At 70.1% G+C, this 16099-nt stretch carries 13 protein-coding genes; 8 read left to right on the plus strand and 5 right to left on the minus strand.

The annotated features are described in order from the left end of the window. Positions 1-3: 3 nt before the first annotated feature. A complete protein-coding gene (locus KIK09_RS57260; RefSeq protein WP_250572479.1) occupies positions 4-2625 on the minus strand; it encodes a glycosyl hydrolase family 95 catalytic domain-containing protein in 2622 nt (873 codons plus the stop codon). A 90-nt stretch (positions 2626-2715) separates the two neighbouring features. Then, positions 2716-5121 (minus strand): PQQ-dependent sugar dehydrogenase, encoded by a 2406-nt coding sequence (locus tag KIK09_RS01060; protein WP_214316700.1) that lies wholly within the window; start codon positions 5119-5121, stop codon positions 2716-2718. Positions 5122-5380: 259 nt separating this feature from the next. On the opposite strand from KIK09_RS01060, the gene KIK09_RS01065 reads away from it, so the two are divergent. Beyond that, positions 5381-6943: a glycoside hydrolase family 88 protein gene (locus tag KIK09_RS01065; RefSeq protein WP_214316701.1), complete on the plus strand. Its 1563-nt coding sequence runs from the start codon at positions 5381-5383 to the stop codon at positions 6941-6943. 201 nt (positions 6944-7144) lie between these two features. Here KIK09_RS01065 and KIK09_RS01070 read toward each other — a convergent pair whose 3' ends face one another. Together KIK09_RS01070 and KIK09_RS01075 are read right to left on the minus strand one after the other, a co-directional pair. Next, positions 7145-7840: a hypothetical protein gene (locus KIK09_RS01070; RefSeq protein ID WP_214316702.1), complete on the minus strand. Its 696-nt coding sequence runs from the start codon at positions 7838-7840 to the stop codon at positions 7145-7147. A gap of 2 nt (positions 7841-7842) precedes the next feature. Next, positions 7843-8610 carry a bestrophin-like domain gene (locus KIK09_RS01075; RefSeq protein WP_214316703.1) on the minus strand — a complete coding sequence of 256 codons (768 nt, stop codon included), beginning with the start codon at positions 8608-8610 and terminating at the stop codon, positions 7843-7845. Between the two features lie 197 nt (positions 8611-8807). On the opposite strand from KIK09_RS01075, the gene KIK09_RS01080 reads away from it, so the two are divergent. After that, on the plus strand, positions 8808-9146 hold the full coding sequence (locus tag KIK09_RS01080; protein ID WP_308163872.1) for an avidin-fold protein: 339 nt from the start codon (positions 8808-8810) through the stop codon (positions 9144-9146). Here KIK09_RS01080 and KIK09_RS01085 read toward each other — a convergent pair. Next, positions 9143-9778, minus strand: a complete 636-nt coding sequence (locus KIK09_RS01085; protein WP_308163873.1) for an Lrp/AsnC family transcriptional regulator — start codon at positions 9776-9778, stop codon at positions 9143-9145. The two genes, KIK09_RS01080 and KIK09_RS01085, sit on opposite strands and share 4 nt — an antisense overlap. 105 nt (positions 9779-9883) lie before the next feature. Between KIK09_RS01085 and KIK09_RS01090 the strand changes: the two genes are divergently transcribed. From KIK09_RS01090 to KIK09_RS01115, 6 genes are all read left to right on the plus strand, one after another. After that, positions 9884-11464 carry an ABC transporter substrate-binding protein gene (locus KIK09_RS01090; protein ID WP_214316705.1) on the plus strand — a complete coding sequence of 527 codons (1581 nt, stop codon included), beginning with the start codon at positions 9884-9886 and terminating at the stop codon, positions 11462-11464. Continuing rightward, positions 11464-12489: an ABC transporter permease gene (locus tag KIK09_RS01095; RefSeq protein ID WP_308163874.1), complete on the plus strand. Its 1026-nt coding sequence runs from the start codon at positions 11464-11466 to the stop codon at positions 12487-12489. Before KIK09_RS01090 ends, KIK09_RS01095 begins: the two co-directional genes overlap by 1 nt. Next, positions 12486-13361, plus strand: a complete 876-nt coding sequence (locus KIK09_RS01100) for an ABC transporter permease (protein WP_214316706.1) — start codon at positions 12486-12488, stop codon at positions 13359-13361. The genes KIK09_RS01095 and KIK09_RS01100 overlap by 4 nt, the downstream gene beginning before the upstream one ends. Further along, complete coding sequence (locus KIK09_RS01105) at positions 13361-14143, plus strand: ABC transporter ATP-binding protein (RefSeq protein ID WP_214316707.1); 783 nt, start codon at positions 13361-13363, stop codon at positions 14141-14143. Before KIK09_RS01100 ends, KIK09_RS01105 begins: the two co-directional genes overlap by 1 nt. Positions 14144-14216: 73 nt before the next feature. Then, positions 14217-15122, plus strand: coding sequence for an ABC transporter ATP-binding protein (locus KIK09_RS01110; protein ID WP_214316708.1), 906 nt, complete (start codon positions 14217-14219; stop codon positions 15120-15122). Next, positions 15122-16099, plus strand: coding sequence for a M24 family metallopeptidase (locus tag KIK09_RS01115; RefSeq protein WP_214317982.1), 978 nt, complete (start codon positions 15122-15124; stop codon positions 16097-16099). Before KIK09_RS01110 ends, KIK09_RS01115 begins: the two co-directional genes overlap by 1 nt.

Below are 16099 nucleotides of genomic sequence, written 5' to 3' on the forward strand. Positions count from 1 at the left end.
GTCCTATCCGATAGTGATCTTGTCGAGGTTGGGTCCCCCGCTCGCGGTCGTGCCCGTCGCCCTGATCGTGTTGGCCCCCGCGGCGAGCTGGGCGGTGATGGACAGCGTCTGCCAGGTGTCCCACGAACCGGTGCCGGTGAAGGTGCGGTTGACGGTCGTGCCGTTGACCGCGATGTCCATCGGCCGGTTGGTGGTGGTGCCGTTGGCGTAGCGGAAGGTGATCGTGTACGGCCCTGCCGCCGCGGCCGTCACGCTGAACTCGGCGTAGGACCCGGCGACATTGTCGAAGTTGACGAACCCGGTGCCGGTGTAGCCGAGGTGGTTGGACTCCACGGCGCCCTGCGAGATCCGCGCGTTCTCCGCCTGGTACTCGGTGCCGCCCGGCAGCCCCCAGCCCGGGCCCGGCTTGGTGATCGGCACCGGCGCGATCACCAGCGGCGGCTGCGCGCCGGTGTGCACGAGCACCTCGCGGTCCTTGGCCAGCGCGATCTGGACGACGCCGTCGCCCAGGTCGGTGACGGCCGCCGGGGTGCCGTCGTCGAGCACCGCTGTGACCGTGCCCGTCATCCCGTGCTTGAGCTTGAGCGGAGCCCCGGCCAGCGAGCGGACGCGGACGAAGCGGGTCACGCCGGCCTGCCGTACGGCCGAGACGAGGAAGGCGCCCTGGGTGCGGAAGTCGTGCAGCGCGGCGTCGGGCCAGCTCGTGGGGACGGCGGGGAAGATCCGGACGATGCCGCCCCACGACTGGCAGAGCAGGTCGTGGATGGACTGCGAGGCCGACAGCGGCGTCTCGATGACCGGGCCGGCCTCGGTGTAGTGGGTGTTGGCCCGGCACGGGAACGACGTGGCCGGGTCGAAGAACTTCATCAGGTACGACAGCGCCGTGTCGCCGCGGCCCATCATGGCGTACATCGACGCGGCGCCGGTGTAGCTGTAGCCGCGGTGGGCGCCGGTGAGCGCGTGCCAGCGCACGATCGACTTCTCGATCAGGGGGCGGTTGCCCGGCTGGTCCCAGTTCACGAGATACAGCGGATAGATCATCAGGAGGTGGGAGTAGTGCCGGTGCGACTGCGCGTACGGCGTGCTCGCGCCGATCATGTAGCCGTTGGTGTCGGTCGGGTACGGCGTGAGCGTGCTCAGCACCCGCTGCCAGGTCGGCCTGAGTGGGTCGTCGATCCCCGAGTCGAGCAGCGCCTGGCAGCCCCAGCGGATGAGCGCCAGGTCGTAGTTGGTGTCCTGCGGCGGCACCACCGGGTACTCCGGCGACAGCGTGGAGGGCAGGTGCAGCTTGCCGTCCGAGCCCGTGGCCAGGAAGTGCAGGTAGTAGTTGATCGCCCGTTTCAGCAGCGGGAACAGGACGTCGCGCATGAGCGCCTCGTCCATCGTGTGCCGGTAGGACAGCCAGACGTTGTGCAGCGCCCAGGTCAGGTCGCCGACCTCGGCCCCGCTGCCCGGCGTGCCCACGCTCCTGTTGGCGAACATGTCGGAGCTGCGCCCCACGCCCGAGGAGTCGGCGCGGTAGGCGCTGCCCACGTTCGCGGTCAGCTGCGCCCGGTTGGCGTCCAGCGTGCTGGTGACCGAGTCGAGCTCCAGGTGGTTGGAGCCGTGGATCAGCCAGTACTCCAGCTGCACGTTGAGGTTCCACCACACGCCCGGCCACGGCGTCGGCTCCAGCCACGGCCCGGTGGTGGCCATCACCGGCGCGCCCGCCCGGGTCGCGCAGGCCACCTTGTACAGCTGGATCCAGTGGAAGGACTGCAGCCGCTGGTCGGGGATGGACACGAAGCTCTTGCGGTAGAAGGCGTGCCACCACGTCTGATGGTCGGCCCGCAGGGCGTCGTACGGCTTGGCGTTCTGCACCTTGGCCAGCGAGGTCGCCGCGGCGGCCGTGGTGGAGGGGAAGCTGTGGGCGACGCTCAGCGTGATCACGTCGCCGCTCTGGCGGTAGGCGGTCGCCGTCTGGCCGCCGCCCACCAGGGCCTGCAGGACCTGCTTGACGTCGCCGGTCGTCTTGGTGGTCCAGGCCGGGTTGTGCGTGTAGCCCGACGGCGGGGCCTCGGAGGCCTCGCGCGGGCTGTTGGCCGCCTCCGGGTGGAACGTCCAGCGGACCTGCTCCGAACCGGAGGCGGTCGCCTTGGCCACGAACAGCTCGTCGTGGATGAACGCCGTGAACGTGATCTTCCCGGACGTGGTGGTGATGGTCCCGGCCAGCTCGGCGTCCCACAGGCTCAGCCGCCAGTCGACGCCGACGATGCTGCCCACCGGGTCGAGCGTGAGATGGCCGACGGGCAGGCGGCACGTGCCGAACCCGCTGCCGTACTGCGGCCGGTGGTCCTGGACCCGGCCGTGCTGCGTGGTGAAGCGGACCTGGTTGGCCCCCGGCTCCTGGTAGACCATGCTGCCGAGCAGGCCGTCGCCGAGGAACGGGCCCTCGTGCCAGACCCCGGGCAACACAGTCCACCCTAGATCCTGATTTTTCAGGAACTCGGCCCATTGGTCGTCGGTGGACATCCGGTTGTCCAGCGTCCACCCTGCCTCGGCCCCCGCCCGCTGCGCGGAGCCGAGCGCGGCCACGGCCAGCCCGCCGAAGGCCGAACCCAGGACGACCCTGCGTGACACCGTCATCAGATCACCTTTCCTGCCGTGCATCGAGAAACGCGGATGTGCCCGGCGGCCGCGCTGGAGGAGACGCGGCCGCCGGGAGGGGGCAGGCGGTTACTGGATGTTGGAACGGCGGATCACGTCGGGGTTTCCGTTGCCGTTGTTGTCGGAGTTCGTGGAGCCGAACCAGATGGCGCTGGCTCCCGGCACCTTGGTCACCGCGCGGAGCCGGCCGTACGTGCTGTTGAAGTAGGAGTTGACGGACGAGACGTTCTCGCCGTTGAGCACGATCCGCCACAGGCGCTGGCCGCGCAGCGCGGCCATGAACAGGGCGCCGTTGACGTAGTCGATGCCGCTGGGCGAGGCGACCGAGACGTCCCACTGGTACTTCGGGTTCGTCATGCCGGAGGTCGAGCAGTTGCCCTCGCAGGTGGGCCAGCCGTAGTTCTTGCCCGGCTGGATCAGGTTGAGCTCGTCGAAGGCCGAGTTGCCCAGCTCCGACTCCCACATCCGGCCGGCGGAGTCCCAGGTGATGCCCTGCGGGTTGCGGTGGCCGTAGCTCCACACGCGGGTCCCGAACGGGTTGCCGGGGGCGGCCGCGCCGGTCTTGGTGATGCGCAGGATCTTGCCGTTGAGCGAGCTCAGGTTCGGTGCGTTGCTGCTCTGCTGCGCGTCACCGGTGGTGACGTACAGGTAGTGGTCGGGGCCGAAGCGGATGCGGCCGCCGTTGTGGTAGCGGTTCTTGTTGATCCCGGTCAGGATCGCCGAGTAGCCGCTGAGCGAGGTGCCGTTGTAGTTCATCGTGGCGACGCGGTTGCCCTCGGAGGCGGTGTGCATGAAGAACACCTGCTGGTCCGTGGTGCCGTTCCAGGTGGGCGAGAACTGCACGCCCATCAGGCCGCCCTCGCCGTCGGTGGTGACGACGTTGGGCACGGTGCCGACCTGCGTCTTCGTCCCGGTCGGCGAGACCTTGAAGACCTTGAACGTGTCGCGCTCGGTCACCAGCGCCTGCGAGGCGTCGGGTGCCCACGCGATGTCCCACGGCACGTCCCAGCTGCCGGCCACGGTGGTCGGCGACTGCGGCACGGTCCCGCACGACGGGGTGGTGAAGGAATTCGACGGGTCGCTCGGGGCCGAGTTCTGGCTGATGGTGTCCACCGCCACCACATCGAGGGTGTAGGTGGTGTTGCACTCGAGCGGCACCGACGCGGTCGTGCCGGGCACGCTGGCCAGCACGGTCCCGGTGGCGTGGTTGCGCACCTTGTAGGAGGCCACGCCGTGGTCGTCGGTGGAGGCGGTCCACGTCGCGGTCGCGCCGGTGGCGGTGACGTTGGAGATCGCCGGCGTGCCCGGCTTGGTGGGCGGCGTGTCACCCGTGGGCGCCTTGGTGTGGCAGACGACCTCAGGGCTGCTCAGCGAGACGTTGCCGGCCGCGTCGCGGGCGAACACCGAGATGGTGTACGTGCTGCTCGCGTTCAGCCCCGTGACCGTGTACGGCGGGGCGGGGGCGGTGGCGATCTGCTGGCCCAGGTTGTAGATGTCGTAGGCCACCACGCCCACGTTGTCGGTGGACGGCGGCCAGTCCAGCGGGATCGTGGTGTCGGTGTTGTTGTTGTCGTCGCACGTCGGCTGGCCGGGCGCGGTCGGCTTCTCGGTGTCGGAGCTGGTGCCGGTGGTCACGTCCAGCCGGTCCGCGTTCGGGCCGCCGTTGGCGGTGGTCGCCGTGGCGCGGACGATGTTGTTGCCCACGCTGAGGTTGGCGGTGAGCGAGACCGTGGCCCAGGTGTCCCAGTTCGTGGTGACCGGGAAGGACTTGTTGGTCGTGGCGCCGTTGACCGTGATGTCCATCGGCCTGTCGGCCGTGGTGCCGTTGGCGTAGCGGAAGGCCAGCGTGGCGCTGCCCGCCACGGGGGCGGAGACGTTCCACTCGATGTAGCTGCCGACCGTGTTCACGTAGTCCACGAAGCCCGTGCCGGTGTAGCCGGTGTGGTTGGTGGCCACGACGCCCTGCGAGATCGTGGCGTTCTCGGCCTGGTACTGCGTGGTGACCGTGGAGGAGACCTCGACGTCGACGAAGTCCAGGTTCGGGTTGCCGTTCGCGGTCGTCGCGGTGATGCGGATCTTGTTGCTGCCGGCGTTGACCGGGGCGGTCAGGGTGGAGGTGACCCAGGTGTCCCAGTTCGTGGTGGACGGGAAGCTCCGGGCGGCGGACACCACATTGCCGTTGACCGCGACGTCGCCGGGCCGGTCGACGGTGGTGCCGTTGGAGTAGCGGATGGCGATGGTGGCGGTGCCCGCGGTGGCGGCGTTGACCGTCCACTCCGTGTAGGACCCGGCCACGTTGTCGCCGTTGACGAAGCCGGTGCCGCTGAAGCCCGTGTGGTTGGACTCCACGACACCCTGGGAGATCGTCGCGTTCTCGGCCTCGTAGCGCGTGGGCGCGGCCGACGCGGGGCCGGTCAGGACGGTTAACATCCCGGCCGCTAGCGCGAGAACGCCGATGAGGGCGCGTAACTTCATGGGTGCTCCTGGCTGGGGGGTATCACTCGGCGAGAGATTGGAGCTTTCCACCGTGTTCCCACAAATTGACACATCCGTCAACGCTTGGAACGCTCCAATTCTTAGGAAGGTTTCCTAACCTCACTTTCTAAATACATCCGATGTAAGTGGGATCTGGACTCCCGACGGCGAAGGATGCAACCCTAGGCGAGGCGAAAGGTTGGATCTGTCCTCCTGTCCGGAGGCATCACTTACGGTCAAGTCCTAAGAGGAGAAGCCCGTGTCCCCCAGATTCCGACATGTCGCCGCCTTGGCGGTGGGAGTGCTGCTCGTCCAGCCGGTGCCCGCCTCGGCCGCCACCACCCTGTACGAGGCGGAGAACGCCACGATCGCCCAGGGTGTCGTGGAGTCCAACCACGCGGGCTTCACCGGCACCGGCTTCGTCAACTACGACAACGTGACCGGCTCGTCGGTGACGTGGAGCATTCCGTCGTCGCAGGCCCAGTCCGTCACGCTGGTGCTGCGCTACGCCAACGGGACCACGACCGACCGGCCGATGGACATCACGGTCAACGGCACGACCGTCAACCGGTCCTTCCCCGGCACCGGGAACTGGGACACCTGGCGCACCCTGAGCCTGCCGGTCCCGCTGGTGTCCGGATCGAACACCGTCACCGCCACCGCGACCACCGCCAACGGCGGCCCCAACGTCGACTCGCTGACCGTCGACACGGGCGGCAGCGGGGGCACCGACTGGTCCAAGGCCCTGGTCGAGTCGACCATGGCCCGCTACACGCCCGCCACGCTGGGCAGCTGGGGATACCAGCGCGGGCTGTACCTGTGGGGGCAGTACCTGGTCTGGCAACGCACCGGTGACCCGCGCTACCTGCAGTACATCAAGGACTGGGCCGACCGCTTCGTCGACTCCTCGGGCAACATCTCGCAGAGCTTCAACAACCTCGACAGCATGCAGTCGGGCAACGTGCTGCTGGCCCTGTACAAGGAGACGGGACAGGCCAAGTACCGCACGGCCGCCGCGAAGATCCGCACCCGGCTCAACACCTACCCGCGCACCTCCGACGGCGGCTGGTGGCACTCCACCTCCGACTCGCGCCAGGGCCAGCTGTGGGCCGACGGCACCTACATGGCCGACCCGTTCGTGGCCAGGTACGGGGCCTGGGTCCAGGCCGACACCTTCACCAGGACCGAGCCCGCCAAGCAGCTCAAGGTGTACTACAGCCACCTGCACAGGACCTCGGGCACGGCGGCCGGGCTGCTCTACCACGCCTACGACGAGCCGGGCGGGCTGACGGCCTCCTGGGTGAAGCCGTCGCTCGGCAACACCAACGGGATCTCCTGGTGCCGGGCGATCGGCTGGTTCGGCATGGCCACGCTCGACATCCTCGACCTCATCCCGGCCGACCACCCCGACCGGCAGGCGCTGATCGACATGCTGCGCGAGCTCGTCCCCGCCTACGCCCGCTGGCAGGACCCGGCCACGGGCCGCTGGTTCCAGGTGGTGACCGAGCCGACCAACTCCGCCAACTGGACCGAGACCTCGTGCTCGGCGATGTACACCTACACGATCTCCCGCTCGGTGGAGCGCGGCTACGTCGACCCGTCCTACCGCGTCTACGCCGACCGCGGCTACCAGGGGGTGCTCGCCCGGATCTCGCTCGGCTCCGACGGCCGCACCAACATCACCGACATCAGCGAGGGCACCAACGTCGACGACACGCTGAGCTACTACTTCAACCGCGCCCGCAACACCAACGACTTCCACGGCCTGGGCGCGTTCCTCATCATGAACGAGCAGATGATGCGGGTAGGCCCCGGCAACTGACCTCTCCCGTACGGCAGGCCACCCCACCCGCCGCCCGCCGCACTCCGGCTGAGGACCCGCGACCGGCGCTCACGGCGAGTCGCTGACACTGACCCCGCCGCCACGGCGCCCGGAACCCTGGCATCAGGACTCCGGGCGCCGTGGCACGTTCACGACCCCGAACCCTGGCCTCAGGCTCCGGGCGCCGCGTTCGCGGGTCCGTTACTTGGCGCCGAAGGCGATGGCGCCGGTCGTGGCCACCAGCGTGCTGACGACCACCATGATCAGCACGGTCGCCAGCGGCGTGCTCCTCCTGTGCGGCGGCGGGGCCGCGTGCTGGAGCCACACGTGCGAGGGCCGCGGCGTCGGCGACTTCACCGTGGGCGTGGGTGCGGAAGCGATGACCGCCCGCTTGCCCGGCGTCGGCGTCGGCGCGGGGGTCGGCGTGGGTGTCGGCGTAGGCCTGGGCGTCCGGCTGACCGTGGGGGTCGGGGTCGGCGTCGGCGTGGGCGTGGGCTCCGGTTCGGGGGTCGCCACCGCGGGCGGCTCGCCGCAGGCGCCGATCGCGACCACGACCACACCCGACACGTCCACGCAGACCCCCACCCCGGACCCTGCCACGACCATGTCACCCCCCACCTCGGCGCTCACGCCCTCGGGCCCCACCGAGGCGCTCGGCCCACCATGTCCCAGCCCCGCGGAAACGCCCGGATTCCCCTGAACCGCAGCGTCCGGCTTCGCGTGAACCGCTTCCACCGAAGCGCCCGGACTCGGGTGAGGCGCCGCGTCCACGGTGGCGATCTTGCCGGCCGTACCGGACGGCGGGGTGGGGGCCAGGGCGGAGGCCGTGGTGGGGACGGCGACGAGGAGGGTGAGGAACAGGAAGGCGAACAGGAGCGGCGTGCGTGGCCCGGCCACGGTCAGACGCCCCCGGAGATCCGGGCGAACTCCTGCAGCGCCGAGCGGAACGCGTCAGGCCCCACCGCCAGCGGCCCGCCGAAGACGTGCGAGATGTCCCACGTCAGGTAGACCCCGAAGCCCAGCATGGCCGCCATCGCCACCAGCGGCAGGATGGCCAGCCCCCGCGGCCTGGCACCGGCCAGGAACGGGAAGACGATGATGACCAGGCCGGTCAGGATCGTGAGCAGCAGCAGGCCGTCGGGCGGCGTGGTCGCCGCGTCCGCGCCGCGCTGCGCCCTGTCGGCCGACAGCTCGCGCAGGTGGTCGAGCACCTCGCCCTGCGTCTCGCGCTGATCGTCGCTGACGGTCTTGAGCTGGGCCACCTGGCTGCGCATCGCGTCGAGCCGCTCGTTGCCTGCCGGGTCGAGCCGCCCGCGCTCGAGGTAGGGCCACTCGTCGTCGACGACGAACCCGATGTAGTCACGCAGCCCCTGGCGCACCTGCTCCCCTGCCGTGCCGGGCAGGTCGCCGGCGGACCAGTAGGCGTCCACGGCCGCCTGGCTCTCGGCGTGCGTGTTCTGCCTGGCGGCGTCGGCGGTGGTCCACGGCACGATGATGGCGATGGCGAACACCAGCAGGAACAGCGCCGACAGCATCGCCCCCGCGTGGCCCGCCGTCGGGCCCCCGGGATCGCTGTCCTCGCTCCCCCGCTTCAACGTCCTGAACAGGATGGCGGTGACTGCCACCACGCCCACTGCCGCCGCCATCGCGAGGGCGTACGCAACCATGAAGCTCTCCCCAGGCTTGGTTGACTGTGAGTGATTTATGTATCACGCAGAGCAGTCATCTCGCCTGCCGAACAAACAGATGCGCCCGCTGCCCCTGTTGTCCCAGATGTGGACAGATCTTCCTCTCAGGAACGGCCTGCCGCGCGATCCGTCCAGCCGACGAGCCCGATGCCGGAAATATCAGCACCATGGCCGCCGTGAATCTCAATGGCCGCAAATTCGTGATGGTGAGCTCGACGGCGAGCGATGTGGATCCCGACGGTCCCACCGAGTTCCTCTACTGGGAGGAGGACGGTCTCATCTGGGGGAGCTACACCGGCGACACCGTCACCGTCGGCCGCTTCGTCGGCACCAGGGACGACGACCAGATCACGATCTCCTACGTGCACGCCCTCAAGGAAGGCGGGCGGGCAGGCGGCCAGAGCAGCAGCCGCATCGAGAGGGAGGCCGACGGCCGCCTGCGCCTGGTGGAGGAGTTCCAGTTCGACGGGGACGACACGCAGCATGTCAGTGTCTGCGTGGAGGCGCTCGCCTAGTCCTTCTGCAGGGCGCCGCGACCTTCGGCGGCGCCCACGAAACGCATCTTGCCGAGCGGCACCTCGCCCCCGCCGTCCTGGCCTGCCCGCCGTGCCGGGCGCGCGGGGCGCCTGTCGGAGGGCAGCACGTAGGGGCGGTGCAGCACCTCGTCCAGGATGAAGACCGTCTCGGTGGCCTTGACCGCGGGGATGTTGGCCAGGCGGTCGGTGACCATGGTGTGCACCTCGGCCACGTCCGCGACCCTGACCTGGATCATCGCGTCGTGCTGGCCGGTCGTGATCGCGCAGTACTCGACCTCGGGCATCCTGGCCAGTTCGGCCCTGAACTGCTTCCACATCTGCTGCCGCACGGTCACGAAGATCAGTGCGGTGATGCCGAGCCCGGTGCGCCCGTGGTCGATCTCGGCGGTGAAGCGTTTGATCACTCCGTCCGCGCGCAGCGCCTCGAAGCGGGTGTAGGCGTTGGCGCGGGAGATGCCCACCCTTTCGGCCAGCGCGGCGATCGAGATCCTGCCGTTCTCGCGCAGGACCTCGAGGATCTTCATATGGATGGCGTCCAGCTCGAGACCGATGCCGATCCGTCCAGTTTGACCGCCGCCGCCGTTACCATTCCTAGAAATTTCACTCATCATTACCTCCCGCCCCTTTATATCCGTCTTACCGAGTGCACAGGACCTGGACACTCTGCCGGACAATCCCGGACAACCTTTGGCCAATCGTCCATCTGGAGGACAATCATGGCGACCCGCTCGCAGACGGCGGCTGTGCTGCTCGCCGGTGCACTCGCCCTGGCCGCCTGCGGCAGCGGCGGCGGATCCAAGACCCCCGCCTCCGCGGGCGGTGGCGGCAAGACCCTGGTCATCGACACGTCCTTCGACCTGAAGACCGCCGACCCCGGCCGCACCTATGAGCCGACCGGCCTGTTCGTGGACAAGGCCGCCTACGAGACGCTCCTGACCTTCCAGGGCGCCGACGTGACCAAGCCCGTGCCGCAGCTGGCCGAGTCCTACGAACTGTCCGGCGACGGCAAGACGCTGACGCTCAAGCTGAAGAAGGGCGCGACGTTCTCCGACGGCTCGCCGATCACCGCGGACGACGTGGTGTTCTCGCTCACCCGGGTGCGCGACATGAAGGGCACCCCGTCGTTCCTGCTCGACGGCGTTGACGTGGCCAAGACCGACGACTCCACGGTCACCCTGACCTCGAAGACGGCCAACCCGGCCCTGCCGTACATCCTGCCGAACCCCGCGCTGGGGATCGTCAACAGCAAGGTCGTCAAGGAGCACGGCGGCACGACCGACGCGCAGGACAAGGCCGAGCAGTACCTCAACTCCGCCTCGGCGGGCTCGGGCCCGTACACGATCGACTCGTTCAACGTCAGCAGCCAGGTCGTGCTCAAGGCGAACCCCAAGTACTACGGCACCAAGCCGACCTACGAGAAGGTCGTCATCCGCAACGTCGAGGCCGCCACGCAGAAGCTGAACGTCCAGCGCGGCGACAGCCAGGTGGCGCTCAACCTGTCGGGCGACCAGATCAAGGGGATGCCGGCCAACCTGACGGTCAAGAAGACCGCCTCGGCCAACGTCATCTTCCTGCTGGCCAACCAGGACTCGGCCATCAGCAAGACCACGCCGAACGCCAAGTTCGTCGAGGCCGTCCGCAAGGGCGTCGACTACGCGGGCCTGCTCGAGCTGGCCGGTGAGGGCGCGACGCAGTCGCCCGGCGTGATCCCGTCGCAGCTGCTCGGCGCGCTGCCCGCCGACCAGGCGGCCAAGCGCGACGTCGAGGGCGCCAAGAAGGCCCTGGCGGAGAGCGGCGTGTCGAACCCGACGGTCAAGCTGGAGTACCCCAGCGAGCTGACCGTCAACGGCCTGTCGTTCCAGCCGCTGGCCGAGCGGATCCAGGCCAACCTCAAGGAGGTCGGCATCACGGTGGACCTGGCGCCCGCCCCGATCACCACGGCGCTGGACAACTACCGCAACGGCAAGGAGGAGCTGGGCCTGTGGTACTGGGGTCCTGACTACCCGGACCCGAGCGACTACCTGGCCTTCCTGCCCGGCAAGACCGTCGGCAAGCGGGCCGGCTGGAAGGAAGGCGCGGCCAAGGACATCGAGGCCGCCGGTGAGAAGGCCGCGACGGCGATCGGCGACGACGCCCGCAAGCAGGCCTACGCCGACGTGCAGACCAAGCTGAACGCCTCCGGCCCGTTCATCCCGCTGATCCAGCCGAGCCAGAACATCGTGACGGCCTCCTCGGTCACGGGCCTGGAGTACCACCCGGTCTGGACCGTCGACATCGCCTCTCTGGGCGCGCAGTAGTGAAGCACCCCCTGGCACGATTCCTGGTCAGGAGGATCCTCATCGCGATCCTCCTGGCCTGGGGCATCACGCTGGTGACGTTCGTGCTCACCAACCTGGTCCCCGGCGACCCGGTGGCCGCCAACCTGGGCCAGCGCGCCCTGGGCGACCCGGCGATCGTGGCCCAGTGGAGGAGCGAGCACGGCCTGGACAAGCCGCTGTGGCAGCAGTACCTGCTGCACCTGCAGGGGCTGACCCACGGCGACCTGGGCATGAGCCAGCAGAGCCACCGGCCGGTCAGCCAGGACCTGGCCGAGTTCGTCCCGGCCACGCTGGAGCTGGCGGGCGCGGCGATCGTCATCTCGCTGATCCTCGGCGTGGCCTTCGGCGTGATCGCCGCCCTGCGCAGGGACCGCCTGTCGGACCACGCGCTGCGGCTGCTGAGCCTGATCGGGATCTCGGTGCCGACGTTCTGGCTGGCGCTGGTGGCCTTCTACGTCTTCTTCTACCGGCTGCAGATCACGCCGGGCAGCGGCAGGGTGGACCCTGCGCTCGGCGCTCCCCCCACCGTGACCGGGCTGACCACGGTCGACGCGCTGCTTGCCGGGCAGTGGGACGTGTTCGCCTCCGCGGTCGGCCACCTGATCACCCCGGCGCTGGTGCTCGCGCTGTACACGATCGGCCTGCTCACCCGCTTCACCAGGAGCGCGGTGCTGGAGGTGCTGGGTCAGGACTACGTGCGGGCGGCCAGGGCCAAGGGCCTGCCGCCGCGGGTGATCCTGTTCCGTTACGTGCTGCGCTCGGCGCTGGTGCCCATCATCACGGTCGCGGGCCTGGCCTTCGGTTCGCTGCTGTCGGGCACCGTGCTGGTCGAGGCGATCTTCGCCTGGCCGGGCGTCGGCCAGTACGCCTACAAGAGCGCCACCACGCTGGACCTGCCCGCCGTGATGGGCGTCGGCCTGGTGGTCGGCGTGGTCTACCTGGTGATCAACCTGATCGTGGACGTGCTCTACGGCGTGATCGACCCGCGGGTGAGGTTGCAATGACGGACGACACTCTCGCCAGGAAGGGCCTGACGCGGTGGCTGCCCGAGGCCTGGCGCCAGCCGCTGGCCATCGCGGGCACGCTCATCGCGCTGGCCTGGCTGGTGATCGCGATCGCGGCGCCCGCCCTGGCCCCGCACGATCCGCTCGCCCAGGACCTGCCGCGCCTGGCCCCGCCCGGCCCTGGCCACTGGTTCGGCACGGACCAGCTCGGCCGCGACATCCTGTCCAGGATCATGTACGGCGCACGGGTCTCGATCCCGCTCACGCTGCTCCTGGTGGTCCTGTCGGTGCTGGTCGGCGGGCTGCTCGGAGCCGCCGCCGGATATTTCGGCAAATGGGTGGGCGAAACCATCATGCGCGTGGCGGACCTGGTGTTCGCCTTCCCCACGGTCATCCTGGCGATGGTGGTGGCCGCGGCGCTCGGCGCGAGCCTGACCAACGCGGTGCTCGCCGTACTCGTGGTGGCCTGGCCCGCCTACGCCCGCGTCACGCGCGGGCTGGTGCTGGGCGTGCGGGAGCGGGAGTTCGTGCTGAGCGGCCGCCTGCTCGGCTTCTCGGCCTGGCGATCGCTGCGCGTGGACGTGCTGCCCAACGTGACCGGCCCGATCCTGGTGCTGGCCACGCTCGACATCGGCACCGCGCTGCTGCTGCTGTCCGGCCTGTCGTTCCTCGGCCTGGGCGCCAAGCCGCCGTCCCCCGAGTGGGGCGCGATGGTGGCCTCCGGCGTCGAGGTGTTCGACAGCTGGTGGGTGGCCACGTTCCCGGGCCTGGCGATCCTGACCGTGGTGCTGGCGTTCAACTTCCTGGGTGACACGCTGCGCGACGCGCTCGACCCGCGGACGGCCCGGGCCATCAAGGAGCGTGCCCTCTGATGCTGAACATCACCGATCTGAAGGTCACGATCCGCGGCAGGGAGATCCTGCGCGGCATCGACCTGGCCGTCGAGCCCGGCACCGTGCACGGGCTGGCCGGGGAGAGCGGGTCGGGCAAGACCATGACCGGCCTGGCCGTCCTGGGACTGCTGCCGCACGGCGCACGGACGACGGGACGCATCGCGCTCGGCGAGCGCGACCTGCTCGCGCTGTCGCCCAAAGAGCTGAACAAGGTGCGCGGCGGCGAGGTGGCGATGGTCTTCCAGGACCCGGCCACCAGCCTGCACCCGATGCTGTCGATCGGGAAGCAGCTGACCGAGCACATGCGCCACCACCTGGGCCTGGGCAAGGCCGAGGCGAAAGCGCGGGCCGTCGAGCTGCTCGGCAAGGTGCGCATCCCTGGCGCCGAGGAGGCCTTCGCGCGCTATCCGCACCAGTTCTCCGGCGGCATGCGGCAGCGCATCGCGATCGCCATCGCGCTGGCCTGCTCGCCGAAGGTGCTCATCGCCGACGAGCCGACCACGGCGCTGGACGTGACCGTGCAGGCGGGCATCCTGCGGCTGCTGCGGAGCCTGTGCGACGAGCTGGGGCTGGCGATCGTGCTGGTCACGCACGACCTGGGCGTGATGTCGGCGGTCGCCGACCAGGTCAGCGTGATGAAGGACGGCCTGGTGGTGGAGACGGGCCCGCGCGCCCAGGTGCTCACGAGCCCGGCCCACGCCTACACCCGCGCCCTGCTCGACTCCCTGCCCGAGTCGCAGACGACCCAGGAGGGTTCCTGATGAGCGAGCGAAGCGAGCGACACATGAAACACAGCTCTCCTTGGAGGCTCATGAGAGCGGCGGAGCCGGTCTCATGAGTCTCCTCACGATCGACGAGTTGGCCGTCGAGCACCGCTCCCCCGGGCGGCCCGTCGTCCGGGCCGTGGCGGGCGCCAGCCTGACCGTGCGGGCGGGCGAGGTGGTCGGCCTGGTGGGCGAGTCGGGCTGCGGCAAGTCCACGCTCGCCCGCGCCGTCTGCGGGCTGAACCCGATCACCGAGGGCTCGATCACCTTTGAAGGGCAGCCGGTGACCCCGCTCGGCCTGCGCCGCAGGAGGCTGACGGGCATCCAGATGGTCTTCCAGGACCCGTACGCCTCGCTCAACCCACGCAGGAAGGTCGGCGACCAGATCGCCGACGGGCTGCGCGTGTCCGGCGACCGGGCCAGGCCCGCGGACCTGCTGGAGCGGGTGGGCCTGCCGCGCGAGTTCGCCGACCGGCATCCGCACGAGTTCTCCGGCGGCCAGCGCCAGCGCATCGCGATCGCCCGCGCGCTGGCGGCCAAGCCCCGGCTGCTGATCGGCGACGAGCCCATCTCCGCGCTGGACGCCTCGGCGCAGGCGCAGGTCGCCACGCTGATGCGGGACCTGGCGGTGGACTCGGGCGCGGGCCTGCTGTTCATCAGCCACGACCTGTCGGTGGTGCGGCTGATCGCCGACAGGATTGCCGTGATGTACCTGGGCAAGATCGTCGAGGTGGGCGACACGGCCGAGGTGTGGGACGACCCCAAGCACCCCTACACGCAGGCGTTGCTGGGGGCCATCCCGAAGCCCGACGGCGCGGGCACCCTGCCCGCCGAGCTGGCGGGCGACGTGCCCGATCCGGCGAATCCGCCGGGCGGGTGCAGGTTCCATCCGCGCTGCCCGCTCGTCATGGACAGGTGCAGGGACTCCGAGCCCGAGTTCGGGCCTGTCGCCTGCTGGCTGCACGAGCCGAAGTGATGCTGCCGGAGGATCTCACGCGGGTACGCGCCCGCATGCGGGAGGCCGGGATCGACGCCCTGGTGCTGCGTCCCTCCCCCGATTTCCGCTACCTGGGCGGCCGCGGCGAGGGCTTCCTGGTGCTGACGCTCGAGGCGGGCCCCGCCGAGACCGGCGATCCGGCCGCGCTCGTCCCGGCGGGCGCGCGCCGGGTGGGCGTCGATCCCGAGATGCGGGTGCGGGAGCTGTTCGGGTTGATGATCGACGCCGAGCTCGTGCCCGCGGCAGCCGTACTGGCGCCGATGCGGCTGCGCAAGCACCCGCACGAGCTGACGGCGATCGAGCGCGCGGCCGCGGCGGCGGAGGCGGTGCTCGAGCAGGCGCGTCAGCTGGACTGGTTCGGGGCGACCGAGCGGGCGATGGCGCTCAGGCTGCGGCGGCTGCTGCTGGAGAGCGGCTGCGAGGAGGTGCTGTCGCTGCGGGTCGCGGCGGGCGAGCACACCGCGCTGGCCGCGCACTCCCCGTCCGAACGGGTGATCAACCCGGGCGACGCGCTGCTGGTGTCGCTGTGCGGGCAGTGGGACGGCTACTGCGCCGAGGTCGGGCGGGTGTTCGCGGTGGCCGAGCCGCCCGAGGACTTCGAGGCCATGTACTCGGTGGTGCAGTCCGCGCACCACGCGGCCCTGGGCCGGATACGGCACGGCGTAGCGGCGGCAGAGGTGGCGGCCACCGTCCGCGAGGTGATCGACGGCAGCGGTTATGGGCGGTTCGCGGCCGAGCACGCCGGGCGCGGGGTCGGGCTCGGTCCGGACGAGGGGCCGCGCCTGGACCCCAGGGCCGAGGGGGACCTGGAGTCCGGGATGACGGTGTGCCTGGAGCCGGCGATCTACGTGCCCGACCTGTTCGGGGCGCGGATCGCCGACGTGGTGGCGTGCACGCCGTCGGGCCCGCTGCTGCTCACGTCCGGCCCGCCCGAGCTGCGGATCCTCGACCGCTAG

The sequence above is a fragment of the Nonomuraea sediminis genome, assembly GCF_018531495.1.
Lineage (GTDB): Bacteria > Actinomycetota > Actinomycetes > Streptosporangiales > Streptosporangiaceae > Nonomuraea > Nonomuraea sediminis.